This is a genomic window from Pseudomonas chlororaphis subsp. piscium, from assembly GCF_003850345.1.
Taxonomy (GTDB): Bacteria; Pseudomonadota; Gammaproteobacteria; order Pseudomonadales; family Pseudomonadaceae; genus Aquipseudomonas; species Aquipseudomonas piscium.
Genome location: NZ_CP027707.1, coordinates 4,031,487 through 4,052,893 on the forward strand (window position 1 = coordinate 4,031,487; position 21,407 = coordinate 4,052,893).

The window sequence follows — 21,407 nt, forward strand, 5'->3', positions numbered from 1 at the left end:
CAAGGCCCGAGGCCGCGGCCCCGCGCGGGCCACAAGCAACAGCGGCGGCCCTTGGGCCGCCGCGTTCTGGTAGGGGTAGCTGTGTGAGGAAATGTTTCGCCGTCAGAGACGGCGCTTGCGGTTGAGGGTCGGGATGGTGGTGGCCGGAATGGCCAGCCGCTGCACATGGCCGACGGTCTTGGCCGCCAGCTCCGCCAGGGTCGGCTGGCTGAACAGCACCCGGGCATCGGCGTTGAGGCCGGCCTGGCGCATGCGCGCCACCAGGCTGACCGCCAGCAACGAATGCCCGCCCAGCTCGAAGAAGTGGTCATGGCGCCCCACCCGCTCGATCTTCAGCACCTCGGCCCAGATCTGCGCCAGGGCGGTTTCAACCTCGCCCTGGGGCGCCTCGAAGCTGCGACTGAGCACCGCGTCCTGCCCCGGTGCCGGCAGGGCCTTGCGGTCCAGCTTGCCGTTGGGGCTCAACGGCAGGTTGTCGAGCTGGACAAAGGCCGAGGGCACCATGTACTCCGGCACCTGGGCCAGCAGATGCCCGCGCAGGCCTTCGATGCCCGGCGCCGTCGCGGCGTCGCGCAGGGTGAAATAGGCCACCAGGCGCTCGTCGCGCATCAGCACCACCACTTCGCGCAGCGCCGAATGGCTGGCCAGGCGCGCCTCGATCTCCCCCAGCTCGACCCGCAGGCCCCGCAGCTTGACCTGGAAGTCGTTGCGCCCGAGGAATTCCAGGCAGCAGTCCGCGCGGTAGCGCACCAGGTCGCCGCTGCGATACAGGCGGTCGCCGGTAACGAAGGGGCTGTCGATAAAACGCTCGGCCTGCAGCTGCGGCAGCCCCAGGTAACCCCGGGCCACTCCCACCCCGCCGATATGCAGGTGGCCGCTGACGCCCATAGGCACCGGCCGGTCGTGATCGTCCAGCACGTACAGGCGGGTGTTGCCGATGGGCCGGCCGATCGGCAACTGGATATCCGGCACCGGCGCCCCGGGTTCGAGGGTCCAGGCGGTGCTGTCCACCGTGGCTTCGGTGGGGCCATAGACGTTGTGCAGCCGGGCCTGTGGCAACAGCTGCTGGAAGCGCCGGGCGATGGCCGCGGTGAGTTCGCCACCACCGCTGAATACGTCGGTCAGGCTGCTGCACTGGCTGACCTCGTCGAGTTCGAGGAACTGCTGGAGCAGCGCCGGGACGAACTTGATCACCGTAATGCCCTGCTCGCGGATGGTCTGCGCCAGATACGCCGGCTCGCGGTGGCCCTCGGGCCGCGCCAGCACCAGGCGCATGCCATTGGTCAAAGGCCAGAACAGCTCCCAGACCGAACCGTCGAAGCTGAATGGCGCGCGCTGCAACAACGCCCCCTGCTGCGCATCCGGGCAGATCTGCGAGCCCCAGTGCATCAGGTTGCCGAGGCCGCGGTGCTCGATCATCACGCCCTTGGGCAGGCCGGTGGAGCCCGAGGTGTAGATCACATAGGCCAGGTGCGTGACATTCAGTCCAGGGACCAGCGGGTCGTCCGCGGGTTGCTGTTGCCAGTCGCAGCGGTCGAAGTCGATCAGCCTGGCCGGCGATTCGGCCAGCAGCTCGCGGGTCGCGCCGTGCACCAGCACCGCCAGCGGCGCGCTGTCCTGCAGCATGTAGTGGATGCGTTCCTGCGGATAACCCGGGTCCAGCGGCACATAGGCGCCGCCGGCCTTGAGGATCCCCAGCAGGCCGATCACCAGCTCCAGGCTGCGCTCGACGCAGATGCCGACCCGGGTATCGGGCTGCACGCCGCGTTCGCGCAGGTGATGGGCCAGCTGATTGGCGCGCTGGTTGAGCTGGGCATAGGTCAATTGTTGTTCGCCGGCCTGCAAGGCTATGGCGTCCGGCGTGCGCCGCACTTGCGCCTCGAACAGCCCGTGCAAAGTCTGCTCGCGAGGGTAATCGACCTCGGTGGCATTGAGTTCCACCAGCAGCTGGTGCAACTGGGCCGGCGGCAATACCGGCAGCTGGCGCAGCACGGTCTGTGGCGATTGCTCCAGGGCCTGCACCAGGCCGTCGAGCACGGTTTGCAGGACGTCCAGCAGACGCTGCGGCCCCAGGCTGCGGGGCGCCATGGCGCTCAGGTTGAACCCTTCGTCCAGGTCGTCCACCGACAGCATCAGGGGGTAGCTGAGGATGTCTTCGCTGCCGAGCAGCTGGATGCCTGGCAAATCGCGTAGTACGTCCTGCCCATCCGCAGCCTGCGCATGACGGTAATTGAGCAAGCTGTTGAACAGCGGCGTCGGCGCGGCCACGCCACTGCAGCGCTGAGCCAGCGCCAGTGGCGCGTGTTCGTGGGCGAGCAAGGCGCTCAAGCGCCTGTGGGTTTCGCGAACGGCATCCGCCGCCGTCTGCCCGGCCAGGTCGAGGCGCAGCGGCAAGGTATTGATAAACATGCCCAGGGCCCGATCCGCCCCGGCGCCGGCCTGCAGGCGCCCCAGCAGCACGGTGCCGAACACCACATCCTCGCGCCCGCACAGGCGCCCCAGGACCAGGGCCCAGGCCAGGTGGAAGACACTCGCCGCGCTCACCCCCTGGGCCCGGGCCTGGCTGCGCAGATTCCGGGCCAGGGTTGGAGTCAACTGGCATTCGACTTTTTCATGCGCGTCACCGACGGTCGTGCGCTCCAGCCGGCCGAAAGCCAGGCTCGGCTCGTCGACGTCCGCCAGCCACTCGCGGAAGAAGGCTTGGTGTTCCTCGTGGTGGCTGCCCAGGCGGGTCTGCGCCACATAACGGCGATAGGGCACCGCCTCCGGCAACTGCTCGGCCCGCCCCTGCAGATGGGCGTGGATTTCCTCCAGCAGCACGCCGGTGGAGGTGGCGTCGTTGACCAGATGATGGAAACGCAGCATGCCGACCCAGCGCCGGTTCCGCGGATCTTCGCTGTAGGCCAGCGCCATCATCGGCGCCCGGCCCAGGTCCAGCGGACGCAGGCCTGGGTCCAGGCGCTCGCGCAACTGCTCGGCGATATCGCCGCCCTCCGGGTCCGGCAGCACTTCCTCGAGTTGCAGCCGGGCCTGGCGCCAGACCACCTGCATGGGTTGCTCCAGCCCGTCCCAGACCAGGCTGGTGCGCAGGATGTCGTGCCGCGCGATCACCTGTTGCAGGGCCTGGGCAAAGGCATCCAGGCGCTGCAGGCTGTCGAAGGCGAACATTGCATGCTGCTGGTAGGGATCGCGCACCTCGGTCATATGGTGATAGAGCAGCCCTTCCTGCAACGGCGCCAGGGGGTAGATCTCCTGCACATTAGCCACGCCGCCGGGCACCGTGGCGACAATGCGCTCGATGCTCGCCGGGTCCAGCTGCGCCAGCACCAGCATGTCCGGGGTGATGCGCAGGCAGTCCGGGACAACGCGGTTGGCCGGCACCTCGACCTCCCGGGTGTCGCCCACCGCCGCCGCCAGGCTGGCCAGGGTCGGCTGGTCGAACAGCACCCGCACATCGGCCTGCAACCCGGCCTGACGCATGCGCTCCACCATCGTCACTGCCAGCAGCGAATGCCCGCCCAGCTCGAAGAAATGATCCTGGCGCCCGACCCGCTCGACTTGCAGCAGCCCGGCCCAGATCGCGGCCAGCCGGGTTTCCACCGCGCCCTGGGGCGCCTCGTAGCCACGGCTGATAAAGGCCTCCTGCCCCGGCACCGGCAAGGCCCGGCGGTCGAGCTTGCCATTGGCGGTCAGCGGCAGCGCCGCCAGCCGCACATAGGCCAAGGGCAGCATGTAGTCCGGCAAATGGCTTTGCAGCTGGGCATGCAGCTGGTTGATCTCCAGCGGCTGTGCCTGTTCAGTGAAATACGCCAGCAGGCGCCCGTCACGAGCCTGGACCACCGCCTCTTGCACGCCGCTCACAGCGGCCAGGGCGCTTTCGATCTCCCCCAGCTCGATGCGCATGCCGCGGATCTTCACCTGATCGTCGTTGCGCCCCAGGTACTCGAGCGTGCCGTCCGCCAGCCAGCGCGCCAGGTCGCCGGTGCGGTACATGCGCGCGCGCTGCCCTTCAATGACCGGCTCATCACTGAAGGGATCATTGAGGAAACGTTCGGCGGTCAGTTCGGGACGGTTCAGGTACCCCCGCGCCACCCCGGCGCCGGCCACATACAGCTCCCCCGCCACGCCCACCGGCACCGGGCGCCGCTGCTCGTCCAGCAGATAGACCCGGGTGTGGTCGATGGGGCGGCCGATATGCAGGCCCTGGCCGACCACGACCCGCCCGGAGGTGGCGACCACCGTGGCTTCGGTGGGGCCGTAGTTGTTGATCACGGCAAACCCGGGATCCTCGGCGAACTGGCGCAGGCGGTCGCCGCCAATCAGCAAGGTGCGCAGGGTCGGATGGCCCCGGCGCTGGTTGAAGGCGTACTCGGCCACCGGGGTCGGCAAAAAGCTCACATCCAGCGGCTGGGCGCGCCACCAGTCGAGCAGCGCCTCGATGTCTTCATTGCCGTCGTGGGCCGGCGGCAGGTGCAGGGTCGCGCCGCTGCACAGGGCCGGCCAGACTTCCCAGGCCATGGCGTCGAAACCGAAACCGGCGAGGCTGCTGGTCTGGCCGCCCGGCCCCAGGTCGAAGGCCGAACAGTGCCAGTCCACCAGGTTGGCCAGGGTCCGGTGCTCGACCATCACCCCTTTGGGCAAACCGGTGGAACCTGAGGTGTAGATCACGTAGGCCAGGTGCGCCGGGGTCAGCCCGGGGACCTGCGGATTGGTCTGCGGCTGTTCTCGCCAGTCGTCCGAGCCAAGATCGATCACTGGCACGCTCAGGGTCGGCAGGCGCGCCAGCAACTCAGCCTGGGTCAGCACCGCCAGCGGCGCGCTGTCCTCCAGCAGATAGTTCAGGCGTTCGGCGGGATGGGCCGGATCGATCGGCACATAGGCGGCCCCGGCCTTGAGGATCGCCAGCAGCCCGACCAGGGTGTCGAGGCCACGGCGGGCGACGACGGCCACCCGGTCATCGGGCTGCACACCCAGCGACCGCAGGTGATGTGCCAAAGCGTTGGCCCGTCGGTTCAACTCGGCATAGGTCAGCGACTGCCCCAGGCAGACCGCCGCCAATGCCTGTGGCCGCGCTTGCGCCTGGGCTTCGATGCGGGCGTGCAACGGCTGGGTGCAGGCCGGCGCCCGGCCGCTGGCGTTCCACTCTTGCAGTTGGGCCGTGTCGCGGGCGCTGAGCAGCGAGAACTCGGCGATCGGCAGGCGGGTGTCGGCCAGCCCCTGCTCCAGCACATGCACCAGCCGCTCGGCCAGGGCCTCGATTTCCCCGCCCTGGAAATACGCCTCGTTGTAGAGGTAATGCATCCACGCCTTGTCGTTGTAGCTGTTGCTGCGCAGGTGGATGGCCAGGGGCAGCGGCTCGTGCCCGTTGCAGACCTTGACCGAATGCCCCAGCGCCTCGCCGTAGCGGTAATCGTGGTCGTCCTGTTCGTAGGACAGCGACAGGTCGAACAGCTGCCCACGGTCCTCGCGCAGCAGGCCGAGGGAGCGGTTCATCTCGCTCAACGGGAAGCGCTGGTGGCGGAAATCCTGCTTGAGCACATCGCGCACCGCCCGCACCAGCTCGCCGAACGGCAGGTCCTGGCTGAAGCTGAAACGCACCGCGCTGACCTGGGTGAACAGCCCCAGGGTGTTTTTGAAGCGGGCATTGGAACGGTTGAGAATCGGCAACCCCACCACCCACTCGTCGCGCTGCAAGGTGCGGGTGAAATAGACGTACAGGGCCGCCAGCAGCACGTGGAAGGCCGAGGCCTGGCAGGTTTTCGCCCACTGCTTCATGCGCTCGTGCAAATGCGTGGGGAATGGCTGCAGCAGATTGTTGCTCGGGGTGTCGCCGGCAGCCGCGGCCTCCCTGGCGAAGCGCTCGCGATACCGCGGCATCAGCAGCGGTTCGGGCAACGTGCGGTACTTGTCCTGCCAGTACGCCCGGTCGCGCAGGTAACGCGGCGAATCGTGGTAGCGCGCATCGTCGCGAATGAACTCGACATAGGACGGCGCCGACAGTTCTGGGCGGCGCCCGGTCTGCAGCGCGCTGTAGATCCCGCCCAGGGATTGCAGCATCTGGCCAAAACCCCAGCCGTCGAGAATCAGGTGGTGGGCCTGGGTGCCCAGCAGGTGATGGCGAGCATCCAGGCGCACCAGGAAAAACCGGAACAGCGGGCCGCCATCGAAGGGGTACGGCTGCTCCATCCTCTGCCGGATCAAGGCCTGGGCGGCCGCCAGCGGCTCGGGGTGGGCGCTCAGGTCCTCCAGCGGCACCTCGACCGGCATGCTCTGGGCGAAGCGCTGCAAAGGCAGGCCGTCGCTACCGGTGTCGGGCAGCAGCACGGTGCGCAGGGCATCGTGCTTGCGCACCAGCAGCTCGATGGCCTGCTGTATCAGCTCGGCGCTGAAAGGCCCGACGAGCTCGACGTAACCGCCGATGTTGTACAGCGGCGAATCGCCCCGGCTCAGCTGGTCGAGCCAGATATCGCGCTGGGCGGCGGTCAGGGCAAAGGCTTGTGACTCAAGCTTGGACGGGGTCATGGCCGGCCCTCCCGGGCACACGCAGCCATAGCACGTCCGGGCTGGCGGCAAGGGTTCTCGATCGCGACAAACGCACCTGGGGCGGCTACGGAAAAAAGCTTCATAAGATCCTTCTCATGTGAAGTGTGCATACCTTGAACCATGCCTTGAGCCATGCCCTGAGCAGAGCCCGGCAGCGCCTGGTATCGCAGGCTCCACGGATTTAACCAGCGCCCTGGCGACCTGTCTGTCACCTGAAACCCGGACAGCCCAGCCCGCGACCGAGCGGCTCGGGCCGGGATGAATGGGTAGTCGAAAATTGACTTCTCGCCAGCCCGGGGACCGGTCTGCGCGCACGTACTAGCTAATAATTCTCGATTCAAAGGCTTAAAAGCGTGTAGGACATCCACCACAGGTTCCGGACGGCGCCCAGGGTAAAAAGTACCGCCATATCAGATAAATCTTATGAATATCAAAGAACTATCTTAAAAACCCGATCATCCGCGCCTCTGGCAAAACCGCCCTTTTGGGCGAAATTCGTCAAATTAACAACGCGGACTTTATGGCAGCTTGTGTCCCCGCTTTCAGCTACAGACGCTGGGTAAACCCGCGGGATTAAATGAAAAATCTCGGCCACGGACATTCGTTGCAAGGACGGGTGGTGGCCGCCGACGCCAACCGTTCGACGATCTGTCTACATCAGGGATGATAGGGATATGAGTCTGACCAGCAGTATTCGCAACATAGACAGTGCGCATTTCTACAACGAATTGGGGGAGCTGATTTCCAGCACCGGCCATGGGCTGTTTGCGGCGAAGATGCTGCACCTGGTGGACAAGCTGGTGCCTGTGCAGCGGGTCGAACTCGCCCAATGGTCCCTCGACGAGCGCCAGGCGAGCATTCTCGAGATCAAGCCGCTGGGCAGTGCCGGGCTCGAGGAGGCACTGCCGCCGACCCAGCCCTCGCAGTACCAGGACGATCATCCGCTGCTGGAAAAGATGATCGAGATGAACGACTCGCTGCTGATCCAGATGAACGCCCAGACCTCCAGCAAACACCCGCGTTACCTCTCCCACCAGTGCCATCTGGTGTCACGCAAAGCCAATCGCCGCTGTGTCATCACCTTCCTGCGCCCCCCTGCGCAACGGCTGTTTTCCCTGGCCGAGCTGTCGTTTCTCAAGAGCCTCTCGCAAACCCTGCTGCCGCTGGTGGAGCGCCATGCCCAGATCAACCGCCAGGCCTGCCAGAAAAACCTCGGCCTCGCGCCCGGCAGCCCGCTGGCGGCGGTCGAGCAATCGCCGCTGCAACGGGAATTCAACGAGCGGCTGTGCCTGGGCGACATCACCTTGTCGGCGCGGGAGAAAGAGGTCTGCCTGGGCCTGCTGACCGGCGGCACGGTGCCGGAAATGGCCGAGCGGCTGAGCGTCAAGAACAGCTCGGTGGAAACCTACCTCAAGCGCGCCGCCGCCAAGCTCGGGGTCAGCGGCCGGCACGGCCTGGCGAAATGGATGGTCGGCGCCTGAGCGGCGCCCTGCCCGCTTTTCAACCCGCCCGGGGCGACGCCGCCGCGGCTTTTGTAGATGAGGCTGTTCAATGAGTAAGTCCCCGCTGTCCCTGGTGAGCCTTGCATTGGTACTGGGCGGTTGCTCGCTGATACCGGACTACCGGCAGCCCGCGGCGCCGGTTGGCTCCCAGTACCCGCAGGGCCCGGCTTATGCCACTCAAGCCACGGCATTTGCAGAACAAGGAGCGGACTGGCACAGCCTGTTCCATGACCCTGAGCTGCAGACGCTGATCCGCAGCGCCCTGGTCAACAACCGCGACCTGCGGGTCGCGGCCTTGAATGTGGAAGCCTTCCAGGCCCAGTACCGGATCCAGCGCGCCGACCTGTTTCCCGCGGTGTCCGCCACCGGCGCCGGCTCACGCCAGCGCGTGCCGGGGGACGTGACCGGCACCGGCAAGTCGCTGATCAAGTCGTCCTATTCGGTCACCCTGGGGGTCAGCGCCTATGAACTGGACTTCTTCGGCCGGGTGCGCAGCCTCACCGAACAGACCCTGATGAGCTACCTGGCCACCGAGCAAGCCCGGCGCAGCGCCCGGCTCAGCCTGGTGGCGAACGTCGCCAGCGCCTACCTGACCTGGCGCGCCGACCAGGAACTGCTGGCGCTGACCGCCAAGACCCTGGTCGCCGACGAAGAAAGCCTACGCCTGACCACCCGCAGTGCCGACGCGGGCAAGGTCTCGGCCCTGGATGTGAGCCAGGCCCGGACCAGCGTCGAAACCGCCCGCGCCAACCTGGCCCGCTACCAGCGCCAGGTGGCCCAGGACCTCAATAACCTGACCCTGCTGGTGGGCACCCAGGTCGCCGATTCGCTGCCGGCGAGGCCGCTGGCCAGCGACCTGATCGCCCAGGTTCCGGCCGGGTTGCCCTCGGACCTGCTGCAACGCCGTCCCGACATCCTCCAGGCCGAATACCAGCTCAAGGCCGCCAATGCCAATATCGGCGCGGCCCGCGCCGCCTTCTTCCCCAGCGTCAGCCTGACGGCCAACGCCGGCACCTCCAGCCTGGAACTGGCCGGGCTGTTCAAGGGCGGCTCCGGCAGCTGGGCCTTCCAGCCGCAGATCAACCTGCCGATCTTCAATGCCGGCAGCCTGCGGGCCAGCCTCGACTACGCGAAGCTGCAGAAGGACATCAGCGTCGCGCAGTACGAAAAGTCGATCCAGACCGCCTTCCAGGAAGTCGCCGACGGCCTCGCCGCGCGCCAGACCTACAGCGATCAGCTCGACGCCCAGCGCAGCCTGGTGGAAGCCACCCAGGACTATTACCGGATGGCGGAACACCGCTACCGCACCGGCGTGGACAGCAACCTGGTGTTCCTCGACGCGCAACGCTCGCTGTTCAGCGCGCAACAGGGGCTGATCAACGACCGGCTGGCGCAGCTGATCGCCGAGGTCAACCTGTACACGGCGCTGGGCGGGTCCTGGAAGGAGGAGCCGAACCCGGCATTGGCCCAGCGCACGCCCTGACAAAGCAGCGTGCAGGCCAGGTATAAAAATGGCGCGTGTCAGGCTTTCTTTTGGAAGCCCCGATCCCAGCCATGAATGCTTCCAGCCTGTATGGGATCGACCTCACCGGCTCTACTGCTTCAAACCATCAATTGACGTTCGAGTGCCCGAGGTTGGACGGTTCTATTTATAGAAAACATCGATCGTGGCGGTGGCGTTGAATTTCCCGAGAATCGCCTTGTTGGTCCGCCATTTCAGCTGAGCCAGGAAGTTCTTCACCACCATCTGGTCACGGCCGGATTCCACCAGGGTGAACTCCTTGTTGAAGGGAATGGCAGTGCGGGACGGTTGTTTGAGCAGGCTGATGCCCACCGAGGAATTGTTGTTCGGCACAAGGGTGTAGCCGCCGGTTACTGTCGCCGCGACCGGTGTGAGGACCGCGTTCAGCCCGTACGCGCTATTGCAGTTCTTGGTGGACGTGATGCTGAGCGGAACTTCCTTGATCACCTTGTCGGTTTGCGCCGAGGCGGAAGCGATAGTGCCGAAATCAACGGTCTTGGGGGAGATGCTCAGGACTGAAGAGCAAGCGATATAGCGTAAGCGGTTCAATCCAGTCAGCACCATGACAAAGTTGCTATCAGGGGCGTTGTTCATGCCGCCTACTCCATCCAGCTGGAACGCGGGGTAGGTTGGGGCTGTGGTCAGGGTTCCTTCCTTGCCTGGGCTGGGCCGACTCCTTTTGGAGAGGAAAAAGTTGAAGTTCAAGGGGAAGGTCTGAGCCTTGTTCTTGCAACCACCTGTAACGTAACAACCATCGAATTTGATTGGCAGTTGCACTCGGCACCCGGCCAATTGAGTGCAACGCAGGTCGGTTCCATTGAGATGGATGCCCACCTCCAGATCAGGCCCCAACTGGGTAAGGCCTTGGTCGCGAGGGCTCAAATAAAAGTAAACGTATTCGGCGCCATACCCTCCATTGTCCTGCCAGCAAGTCATGCTGATGCTGTAGTTATCGGAGCGCCAGAGCACGGTGTCCTTTGGCAGGTTGTTGGGCACCGCGATGGTGGTGTTGATCATGATCACATCGGCGGCTTGAGTGCCATCTTTCTTACAGGCCAGGGCATAGCTCTTCTGAGCAAGCACCAATAGCAGGCTCAGGCAAACCAGCTGGTAAATTTTCTTCATCATGTCTCTTCCATTGACTTCAGAGTTGAGCCGAACCGTGGCTTTTTTTGTCGGCGGATAGCGTCGCCCCATAGGGCCGCAGGTTGCCTGCATCGCTGATGATCTGGTAACGCAGACTGGCGGACTGGCAGGCTGGTATGTCGACGGGCTGTGTCGAGAACGGCGGGAGCATCAGGTGCTCGATCGGTTGGCCGCAGGGCTGGCCGTTCGCGCCCATGGTTTCGATATTGCTGAGGGTCAGGTAGTAGGGGGAAGGGTTGTCAGCAATGAGACTGCCTGCGGTTTCTTTCTGCACGGCCCATGACAATCCGGCCATGGCTTCGTCCAGGGTGCTCTCCAGCGTTGGACGGTAGAGCAGCTTGAAACGGTGCCGCAACGCGACGCTTATGGAGTGCGGCGTCTTAGCGGCCGGAGGCACGTCCAGTACACTCAGCAGAAGATAGGATTCGCGGTCAGTCGGCAGGCCTTTCCCCTGGTAGAACACTTCCACGACAGCTCTCTTTCCGGGGGAAATCTGCAGCAAGGGCTTGGAGATCGCCAGGGGCAGTGGCTGGCTCTGCCCAGAGTCAGGCTCCCCCCAATTCAGCGAGACTTCCGCCAAGGCGGCCGTCTTGCCTTCGTTGACCAGGGTTACGGCCATCCGCTGGCCGGTCATGATGAAACGGTTCTTCCCGTCGAAGGAGAGATCCGCCCTGGCGGCTTCAGACTGCCAGGCGAAGGCGAGCCCAATGATCAGTGAAAGTGCGCTTCCTGAGACCAAGCGCGGTAGGTCGGGGCTAGAGTACCTGTTCAAAACGTTTTTCCCTCGGTCCGAACTCAGATTGGCGGTGCAGCTCCTCTTGGTGGGAGTTCGCGTGAGGGCAGTACTCTATGCGAGACAGTTGCAAGAGATGAATCAGAGAATTCCCAAACCCGGTGCAGCACTTGCTGCCTTTTTCGTAAGGAGAGGCTATTGCGAGGCTGTCCCACAGCAAGACTGCCACTGCGGGCAACAATCCCGGGTATAAAAAAGCCACTCTGGCGAGTGGCTTCTTTATGCGTCCCGAGGCGGGAAACGCGCTCAGTTGTATTCCAGTACATAGGTCAGCGTTGCATCGGCCTTGCCGGCGGCGACTTCCGCGCCCGTGGTGACATAGCGCGCCTTTGCGGCAAAGCGGTACATCTCGGTGCCGGGGCCGCTGGATTGCCAATCCAGGGCCACCGCCTTGGCTTTGCTGAATGGCAGTGCCACGTTCTTGTCGCTGGACAGCGAAATGGCAACACCTTTGGCGACACCAGTCTGGCCGACACCGTTCAGATTCAACAAGCCATCGCGAACGGAGTTGCCCTCGAAATAGACCTTCACCGGTGGCTTGACCGTGGGGTTGAGGCCGTTGCAAACGACATCCAGAGCGATTGGAAAGTCCTGGACCGAGCCGCGCTTTACCTGCTCTGCCGCAGGACGCCCCATATTGACCTCGGTACTGCTCTTGGGGGTGTAGCAAGTCGTGAAGAACGCATTATGTTCAAACTTGGTTTTAAGGCCTGATCCTTCGATGGCATAAACCGCTCGCCTCGGAGTGGTGTAGCTGGTGTCGATAAAAAAGCTGGTCTTGTAGTTGAAGGAAGGCATATCGCCCTTTCCAACCCCTATGTCCGTACGCACAAACTCTATTCTCAATCTATCGAAAAAAAAGATGGTGATCGAACTTATCCCGGTATAGGTAAAAGGTGGATAACTGGGGGTGTACCAGTTAAGGCTGGCAAGATGTCCAATGCGGATGCCGACCCCAGGCACACCAGAGTCGTAAAGCCCTGGACTGCCTCTTGATGCAAGGCTGGTGACAACTTCGGTCAATCCCCATTGAGACTTGTCGCACCATGACCATCCTCCAGAACTGCGCCCGACTGCAACTTCGTACGACGCCATTACCCCGCCAATGGGGACGTACTTCAAGGTGGTAATGGCGGGAAGACTGGCGATGATCGATGGGTTGTTCGGTGTGCCAGAATTAGGCGTGCCGCAATAATCCGCTGCATAGGCGGAAGTGCCCATGATGCATCCCAGGCTCAGTGCAAGCAGCCCCACCTGTCGTAGCGTTTTCAAAACGTTTCTCCTCGAACTGAGTTCAGATTGGCGTTGCAACTTCCCTGGCCGGGAATCGGCGTGAGGGCGGCATTCTATGTGGGGCAGCTACAAGGGATGAATCAGATAAATCTCAAAAAAACCTGCTGCTTTTTCCGTCAGCAAAGAAACCTTGAAATTGACGTTCAGCCACGTGGATGTGCTCGTCGAAGACCTCGGGCAAGCCTGTGCGTATTTGGCAGCGCAACGGTTTGCATATGCGTTATGCGATCGTCAGGTTCGGCACGGAGCGCCTGATGCGGGTGCAACCCTTCAGCGGCAATCTCAAGGCGCTGATGGACGCCAACGGCGAAGGCACGATCTACCGTCACTGCTATTGCACGCCGGACATCGAGGCCGCCTACGACGAGTTGCTGGCCGCCGGTGTGCAGCCGGAAGACGAGAACGGCAAACCCCTGTCGCGCGACAATCTCCAGTCGCCCAGCGGGACCCGCATCCTCTGGTTGCCGAAACGCTTCGGGCATTTCTCCATCGAGCTGCTTGAAGAGACGGAGCTGGAGGCCTTTATCGAGGAAGCATTCGCCGAGGACCGATAAGGGACAGGGCGCCCCTGTCAGTGGCTCCCCTAGACACTCGCCTTCCCCATGACCCGGGCCAGAGGCATGCAAGCAGCCCCGCCCCCAACCGCCTGGACGGACGCGGATTCAGCTCGACGCAATGGCGGCTGAAGCCTGGGGCGGCATGCCCTCACTCACCAAGGCAACAGGCGCCAACGCTCCCCCATTTCCCCTGCCGCATAGGCTGAAACTCCCAGACGGCCTAGGAGTATCGGCCAATGTGCTGCCTGCGACGCATCCCCATAGTTGTGACATCTGCCAGCAAAGGGCCATGGTCCGGCCCCCACCAACTAGAACTGCCTAGGAGCATGTCATGACCACCCTTCAAGAAAACACCTCACTCACGAACGACCTGACCCTCAGCACCATCCTGGCGGTTGGCGCTCCGCTCGTGGTAGCGACCGGGGTCAACGTTGCCCTGGACGAAACCGCCGGGTTGCAGAACGCCACCGCCACGCCAGACCCTGCGGGGGATGCCGACGACAATGACATCCTGCTGACCGCCCTGCCCTCGGCCTTCGCCACCCGGCTGACCGCCCTTGGCGCGGGTACCGCAACGGATGCAGCCCTGAGCGGTTATACCGGCGCCGTGGGCGACACCGGCAACAATGCCTTCACCCTCAACCTGGCGCCCGGCGCGATCAATGTCGATGTCAGCTTCACCGACAGCCTGGGCGCGCCGCTCAACGGCCTGGACAGCGGCCTGGACACCCTCGATGGCACCAGCATCCTTCTCTATACCGATAGCAACAACAACATCCTGCTGGGCCGCGCCGGAGGCCCTGACGGTGCGATCGTGTTCGCGGCCTATATCGAAGAAACCGGGTCGCCGCTGTCGGGCGGCAAGATCTGGACCCTGGAATACCAGCCGCTCAAGCATCCGGACGCGAGCAATCCGGACGATGCCCTCAACCTGCTGAATAAAGTATTCATCGGCGCCAGCCAGGACCTGACGTTCAGCCTGGCCAATGCGCCTTCCGGGCAGAACCTATTCCTGATGTTCACCAAAGCCAACCCGACGGTGGTTGATGACGGCGGAGTCTTGCGGATCACCGACCCCACAATCATCGCCACCGGCAAGGACCCCGCTGACCAGTCATCGGGCGCCAGCATCAACACTGGTGACACCATCAACACCAGCCAGGCGGGTGGCCCAACCACCTTCGGCACCAACAGCCAGATGATCACGGAACAGGAAGGCATCCGTTTTACCTTCGTCACCGGCGCCCGGCAGGACGTGACCATTCCCAACCTGGACCAGAACGAAGCCGATCTCGAAGCCAACATCGACTTCACCGCGATGTTTAATGCCAAGGCGGCCAATTTCGATATCGTGCAGTTGCAAGGCGGCAAGAGTGCCGTGGTAAAAATCAGTGCCTTCAACACCGCGGTTGAAAGTGGCGCGAGTTTCGTCAATGGCTATGCGAACGATACGTCAGTGGCCATCACCAATGTCCGTGTCATCAACATAAGCACCGGGCTGGTGATCGAAAACTCGGATGGCTCGGCGAATGATCCGAGCATCGTCATCAGCTTTGATGGCGGCGTGGCCACCGTCACCGGCGTCAAGGCTGGCTACCAGATCGACTACACCACCACCGCGGACCATAACCGCGTACTGGTCGAGAACGGCGCGGCCCTGGACGCCAAGGGCAATACCCACGCCGATTTCGACATCGGTGGCCTCACCCTGCGCCAAGCCTCCACCACGACCGCCGAAATCGGCTCGCACATGATCTTCGAGGACGATGGACCGACCCTCGCCTTCGGCAACCTGATCGGCACCGGGACCGACCTGGCGCAACAAGGCTACTGGAACATGGCGGCCGGAGCCGACGGGCTGGGGGTAACCGGCCTGGACATTTCGTTGCTGAACAACCAGTTCACCCTGGTCCGGCCGGATAACACGACCACCACCGGCACCGGTACGCTGGTCGAGCAGTCGCCTTCACCCGATGGCAATGGTGCCTACCAGTTCGCCGGGACCCTGACCGGTGATTTCGACAACAACGCAGCCACCGCGGAGACCACCGTTCACTACACCCTGAGCGCCTACACCAATGGCACCTATGCCCTGGACATGGAGGAAGGTTTCCGTTCGACCATCGTCCTCAGCAGTGCCGACGGCTCGCTGGCTGCCGGTGGTCCGGACCCGGTGCGCACGCTGCTGATCGGCAGCGAAGACGTGGTGTTCTTCGCCGCCAATCCGCTGGCACCGCAAACCGGCGCGAACAGCATCCTGACCGGTATCGGGCTCGGCGCGCCCGACCCTACCGAAGCGCAACTGCAGACCAACCCGCTGCCGTCGTTCATCGGCTCGGCGGCCATGAACGTCAGCACCTCGGGCATCGGTATTGCCAACAACAACCTGGAGGGCAATACCACCGCCGGCATCAATGCCGGTGACGAGAGCTTCGTGATCAACCCAGAGACCTTGTTGACGAGCATGAAGATCTTCATCGACAACTCGGTGCAAGGCTACAACCCGGCCACGGAAGAGCTGTACTACACGATCTACTTCGACAACGGCACAACCTCGGGCGCCCCCATCAAGGTGCAGGCCGCCGACCTGCACGCGGAAGCCGGAAACCAGAAATCCTTCACCGTCCAGTGGGATGGCAGCCACCTGATCGACGCGGTCCAACTGACGATGGGCCTGGGCACGGTCAAGATCCCGGTGATCCAGTTCATCAAGGAGATCCAGAGCCTGGCCAGCGATATCCAGCTGGCGTTCAACGCCACGACCACGGACCAGGATGGGGATACGGCAACCAGCGCGTTCGACGCCAACCTGTTCGCCAACGACCCGAGCGACCAGGCCTTCGACTTCAGGCTGGTGGGCACCACGGGTGAACGGGATGCCTTCAACATCGACCTGTCGGTCGCCGAGAACCAGTACCAGGTCAGCGGCTTCGATGCGGGCGCAGGCCAGCGGGACGCGGTGGTGCTCGTTGGTGATGCGGGCGCCGTCGTGCAGTCGATCGACAATGCCGGCGCCGACAGCATCGTGACGATTGCCGAGACCGGCGGACAGCTGACGAGCATCACCCTGCTCGGGGTCGATCTGCTCAATACCGATATCGTCCTGGCCAGCGTCTGAAACATTGCGCGTCAACCCCATGCGAGGGTGGCCTGGAAACCGCCCTCGCTTTTTTTTGCAGCAGCCATAGGGGGTGTAGCTGCAATGCTCGTTGCGCCGAACGTTCAAGCAGCACCAGGCGTGAAGAGCACGCAACGGGCCGGCGCCTTCGCCTCATCCCGTTCCCACTCCCCAGTAGGCTGAAACTCCCAGGCAGCCTGGGAGTATCGGCCAATGCGCATTCTCCGACGCATCACCATAGTTGAGGCATCTGCCAGCAGAGGGCCAGGGTGCGGCCCCAACGACTGGAACTGCCCTGGAGAATGTCATGACCACCCTGCAAGAAAACACACTCCTCACGAACGACCCACTCGTGGTAGCGACCGGCGTCAACGTTGCGCTGGACGAAACCACCGGGCTGCAGAACGCCACCGCCACGCCAGCCCCTGCGGGAGACGCCGACGACAATGACATTCTGCTGGCCGCCCTGCCCTCGGCCTTCGCCACCCGCTTGACCGCCCTTGGCGCGAGTACCGCAACGGATGCAGCCTTGAGTGGCTACACCGGTGCCGTGGGCAACACCGGCAGCAATGCCTTCACCCTCAACCCGGCGCCCGGCGCGGACATCACCGATATCAAGTTCACCGACAGCCTGGGCGCGCCGCTCAATGGCCTGGACAGCGGCCTGGATACCCTCGATGGCACCAGCATCCTGCTCTATACCGACACGGACAATAACAACATCGTTCTGGGCCGGGCCGGAGGCCCTGCCGGTGCGATCGTGTTCGCGGGTTACATTGAAGAAACCGGATCGCCGGTATCCGGTGGCAAGATCTGGACTGTGGAATACCAACCGCTCAAACACCCGGATGCCAGTAACCCGGACGATGCCCTCAACCTGCTGAACAAGGTGTTCGTCGGCGCCAGCCAGGACCTGAAGTTCAGCCTGGCCGATGCGCCTTCCGGACAGAACCTGTTCCTGATGTTCACCACGGCCAACCCGACGGTGGTCGACGACGGTGGCGTCCTGCGGATCAGTGACCCGACGATCATCGCTACCGGTAAAGACCCGGCAGACCAGTCGAGCGGCGCGAATATAAACACTGGCGACACGATCAATACCAGCCAGGCAGGTGGCCCGACCACCTTCGGCACCAACAACCAGATGATCACGGAACAGGAAGGCATTCGTTTTACCTTCGTCACCGGCGCCCGGCAGGACGTGACCATTCCCAACCTGGATCAGAACGAAGCCGACGTCGAAGCCAATATCGACTACACCGCGGTCTTTAATGCGAAGACGGCCAATTTCGATATCGTGCAGCTGCAAGGCGGCAAGAGTGCGGTGGTAAAAATCAGTGCCTTCAACACCGCGGCTGAAACCGGTGTGAATTTCGTCAACGGCTATGCGAACGATGCATCGGTGGCTATCACCAGTGTTCGCGTGATCGACAACGCCACCGGGCTGGTGATCGAAAACTCCAACGGATCGGCGAATGATCCGAACATTGCCATCAACTTTGCTGGCGGCGTGGCCACCGTCACCGGCGTCATAGCCGGCTACAAGATCGAATACACCACCACCGCGGACCACAACCGCGTCCTGATCGAGAACGGCGCGGCCCTTGACGCCAAGGGCAATAACCACGCCGACTTCGACATCGGTGGCTTCGTCCTGCGCCAGGCCTCCACCACGACCGCCGAAATCGGCTCGAAGATGATCTTCGAGGACGATGGACCGGCAGCGGCCGGAACCGCCGTGGCCGGTACCGTCGATGAAGACGGCCTGGCCAATGGCATCGCCGGTGGTGTCGGTGATGTGGCGGGTCAGGCCACCAACGCCAGCGGCAGCGTCACCGGGATCTTCCAGTCCGGCGTCGATGTGCCGCTGACCTATGCCTTGTCGAGCGATACCAGCGGCCTGCCGGCATTGAGCTCCGGCGGAGTGGCACTGGTGTACAGCGTCGCCGGCGACACCCTCACCGCCAAGGCGGGCGCCGTCGATGTGTTCACCTTCAGCCTCAGCGCCGCGGGGGCCTACAGCTTCACCCTGTTGCAACCGCTGGACCATCCAGCCGGCAATGACGAGAACGACATCACCCTCAACCTGGGTAGCCTGCTGCAGGCCACCGACAAGGACGGTGACACAGTGACGGCTGCCGCCGAGAAACTGGTGATTACCGTCGATGACGACACGCCAACCGCAACCGGAACCGCCGTGACCGGCACCGTCGACGAAGACGGCCTGGCCAATGGTATCGCCGGTGGTGTCGGTGATGTGGCAGGTGAAGCGACTACCGCCAGTGGCAGCGTGACCGGGATCTTCCAGTCCGGTGCCGACGTGCCGCTGAGTTATACCCTGCTGAGTGACACCAGCGGCCTGCCAGCCCTGAGCTCGGGCGGCGTGGCGCTGGTGTATAGCGTCGCCGGTGATACCCTCACCGCCAAGGCGGGTGCAGTCGATGTGCTCACCTTCAGCCTCAGTGCGGCGGGTGCCTACAGCTTCACCCTACTCAAGCCGCTGGACCACGCCGCCGGCAATAACGAGAACGACATCACCCTTAATCTGGGCTCGTTGCTGCGGGCCACCGACAAGGATGGCGACACGGTAACGGCTGCACCCGAGAAGCTGGTGATCACCGTCGATGACGACACGCCAACCGCAACCGGCACCGCCGTGACCGGCACCGTCGACGAGGACGGCCTGGCCAATGGCATCGCTGGCGGGGTCGGTGATGTGGCTGGCGAGGTGACTACCGCCAGTGGCAGCGTGACGGGGATCTTCCAGTCCGGGGCCGATGGACTGCTGAATTTTTCCTTGTCGAGCGATACCAGCGGCCTACCGGCCCTGAGTTCCGGCGGTGTGGCGCTGGTCTATAGCGTCCTGGGGGATACCCTCACCGCCAAGGCTGGCGCAGTCGATGTGTTCACCTTCAGCCTCAGCGCCGCGGGTGCCTACAACTTCGCCCTGCTCAAGCCTCTGGATCACCCCGCAGGCAATAACGAAAACGACATCACCCTCAACCTGGGCACCTTGCTACGGGCCACGGATAAGGATGGCGACACAGTGACCGCCGCGGCCGAGAAACTGGTGATTACCGTCGATGACGATACGCCAACCGCCAACGGAACCGCGGTGACCGGCACCGTCGACGAAGATGGCCTGGCCAATGGCATTGCCGGCGGTGTGGGCGACGTGGCTGGCCAAGCCACCGTCGCCAGCGGCAGCGTCACCGGGATCTTCCAGTCCGGTGCCGATGTGCCACTGAGCTATGCCCTGTCGAGCGATACCAGTGGCCTGCCAGCCCTGAGTTCGGGCGGGGTGGCGCTGGCCTACAGCGTTGCGGGTGACACCCTGACGGCCAAGGCTGGCGTGGTCAATGTGTTCACCTTCAGCCTCAATGCCGTGGGGGCCTATGCCTTCACCCTGCTCCAGCACCTGGATCACGCGGCGGGTAACGACGAGAACGACATCACCCTCAACCTGGGATCGCTGCTGCAAGCCACCGACAAGGACGGCGACACAGTGACCGCCGCGGCCGACAAGCTGGTGATCACCGTCGATGACGACACCCCGACCCTCGCCTTCGGCAACCTGATCGGCACCGGGACCCAGCTGGCGCAACAAGGCTACTGGGACATCGGGTCTGGCGCCGACGGGTTGAATGCGGCCGGCCTGGACATCTCGCTGGTGAACGGCCAGTTCACCCTGGTCCGGCCGGACAACACCACCACCACCGGCACTGGCACGCTGGTCGAGCAGTCGCCTTCACCAGATGGCAACGGCGCCTACCAGTTCGCGGGAACCCTGACCGGTGACTTCGACAACAATGCGGCCACGGCGAATACCACCATCCACTACACCCTGACCGCCAACGCCAACGGCACCTATGCCCTGGACCTGGAGGAAGGCTTCCGTTCGGTCGTGGTCCTCAGCAGTGCCGACGGCTCGCTGGATGCCGGTGGTCCGGACCCGGTACGCACGCTGACCATAGGCAGCGAGCATGTGGTGTTCTTCGGCGCCAATCCGCTGGCCCCACAAACCGGCGCGAACAGCATCCTGACCGGTATCGGGCTCGGAGCGCCCGACCCTACCGAAGCCCAGTTGCAGACCAACCCCCTGCCGTCGTTCATCGGCACCGCGGCCATGAACGTCAGCACCTCCGGCATCGGCATCGCCAACAACAACCTGGAGGGCAACAACACGGCGGGTATCAATGCCGGCGACGAGAGTTTCGTGGTCAACCCCGAAACGCTGTTGACGGCCATGAAGGTCTATATCGACAACTCGGTGCAGGGCTACAACCCGGCCACGGAAGAGCTGTACTACACGGCCTACTACGACGACGGCACGACCTCGGGCGCGCCCATCAAGGTGCAGGCCGCCGACCTGCACGCGGAAGCGGGAGGCCAGACCTCCTTCACCGTCCAGTGGGATGGCAGCCACCTGATCGACGCCGTCCAGCTCACCATGGGCAAGGGCACGATCAAGGTCCCGACCATCGAGTTCATTCACGAGACCCAGAGCCTGGCCAGCGATATCCAGCTGGCGTTCAACGCGACGGTGACGGACAAGGATGGTGATACGGCAACCAGCGCGTTCGACGCCAACCTGTTCGCCAACGACCCGGCCGACGCGCTGTTCGACTTCAGGCTGGTGGGCACCACGGGTGAGCGGGACGCCTTCAACATCGACCTGTCAGCCACCGAGAACCAGTACCAGGTCACCGGCTTCGATGCCGGCCCGGGCCAGCGCGATGCGGTGGTGCTTATTGGTGACCCGGGCGCCACCGTGCAGTCGATCAACAACGCCGGCGCCGACAGTATCGTGACGGTGGCCGAGACCGGCGGACAATTGACGACCATCACCCTGGTCGGGGTCGACCTGCTCAATACCGATATTGTCCTGAGCAGCGTCTGAAACCTGGCGCGTCAAACCCATGCGAGGGTGGCC

General features: G+C 63.7%; 8 protein-coding genes and 1 pseudogene. 5 read left to right on the forward strand and 4 right to left on the reverse strand.

Annotated elements, in window-relative coordinates; translation table 11 throughout:
* Window positions 1-102 precede the first annotated feature (102 nt).
* Window positions 103-6,522, reverse strand: a complete 6,420-nt coding sequence (locus C4K38_RS18450) for a non-ribosomal peptide synthetase (protein WP_053279649.1) — start codon at window positions 6,520-6,522, stop codon at window positions 103-105.
* Window positions 6,523-7,217: 695 nt separating this feature from the next.
* On the opposite strand from C4K38_RS18450, the gene C4K38_RS18455 reads away from it, so the two are divergent.
* Both C4K38_RS18455 and adeC read left to right on the forward strand, forming a co-directional pair.
* On the forward strand, window positions 7,218-8,024 hold the full coding sequence (locus tag C4K38_RS18455; RefSeq protein ID WP_053279650.1) for a helix-turn-helix transcriptional regulator: 807 nt from the start codon (window positions 7,218-7,220) through the stop codon (window positions 8,022-8,024).
* Between the two features lie 70 nt (window positions 8,025-8,094).
* Window positions 8,095-9,528 carry an AdeC/AdeK/OprM family multidrug efflux complex outer membrane factor gene (gene adeC, locus C4K38_RS18460; RefSeq protein WP_053279651.1) on the forward strand — a complete coding sequence of 478 codons (1,434 nt, stop codon included), beginning with the start codon at window positions 8,095-8,097 and terminating at the stop codon, window positions 9,526-9,528.
* A gap of 162 nt (window positions 9,529-9,690) precedes the next feature.
* On the opposite strand, the gene C4K38_RS18465 is transcribed toward adeC, so the two are convergent.
* From C4K38_RS18465 to C4K38_RS18475, 3 genes are all read right to left on the reverse strand, one after another.
* Window positions 9,691-10,692: a fimbrial protein gene (locus C4K38_RS18465; protein WP_053279696.1), complete on the reverse strand. Its 1,002-nt coding sequence runs from the start codon at window positions 10,690-10,692 to the stop codon at window positions 9,691-9,693.
* 19 nt (window positions 10,693-10,711) lie between these two features.
* Window positions 10,712-11,485, reverse strand: a complete 774-nt coding sequence (locus C4K38_RS18470) for a fimbrial biogenesis chaperone (RefSeq protein WP_462687214.1) — start codon at window positions 11,483-11,485, stop codon at window positions 10,712-10,714.
* Window positions 11,486-11,752: 267 nt separating this feature from the next.
* Window positions 11,753-12,778 (reverse strand): fimbrial protein, encoded by a 1,026-nt coding sequence (locus C4K38_RS18475; protein WP_053279652.1) that lies wholly within the window; start codon window positions 12,776-12,778, stop codon window positions 11,753-11,755.
* 151 nt (window positions 12,779-12,929) lie between these two features.
* Here C4K38_RS18475 and C4K38_RS18480 point away from each other — a divergent pair.
* The 3 genes and pseudogenes from C4K38_RS18480 (at window position 12,930) to C4K38_RS18490 (ending at window position 21,374) form a co-directional block, all read left to right on the forward strand.
* Window positions 12,930-13,353 (forward strand): annotated as a pseudogene (locus tag C4K38_RS18480) (VOC family protein).
* Window positions 13,354-13,687: 334 nt separating this feature from the next.
* Window positions 13,688-16,474 (forward strand): DUF5801 repeats-in-toxin domain-containing protein, encoded by a 2,787-nt coding sequence (locus C4K38_RS18485; RefSeq protein WP_053279653.1) that lies wholly within the window; start codon window positions 13,688-13,690, stop codon window positions 16,472-16,474.
* Between the two features lie 307 nt (window positions 16,475-16,781).
* Window positions 16,782-21,374, forward strand: a complete 4,593-nt coding sequence (locus tag C4K38_RS18490) for a T1SS-143 repeat domain-containing protein (protein ID WP_053279654.1) — start codon at window positions 16,782-16,784, stop codon at window positions 21,372-21,374.
* The last annotated feature ends 33 nt before the right edge of the window (window positions 21,375-21,407 follow it).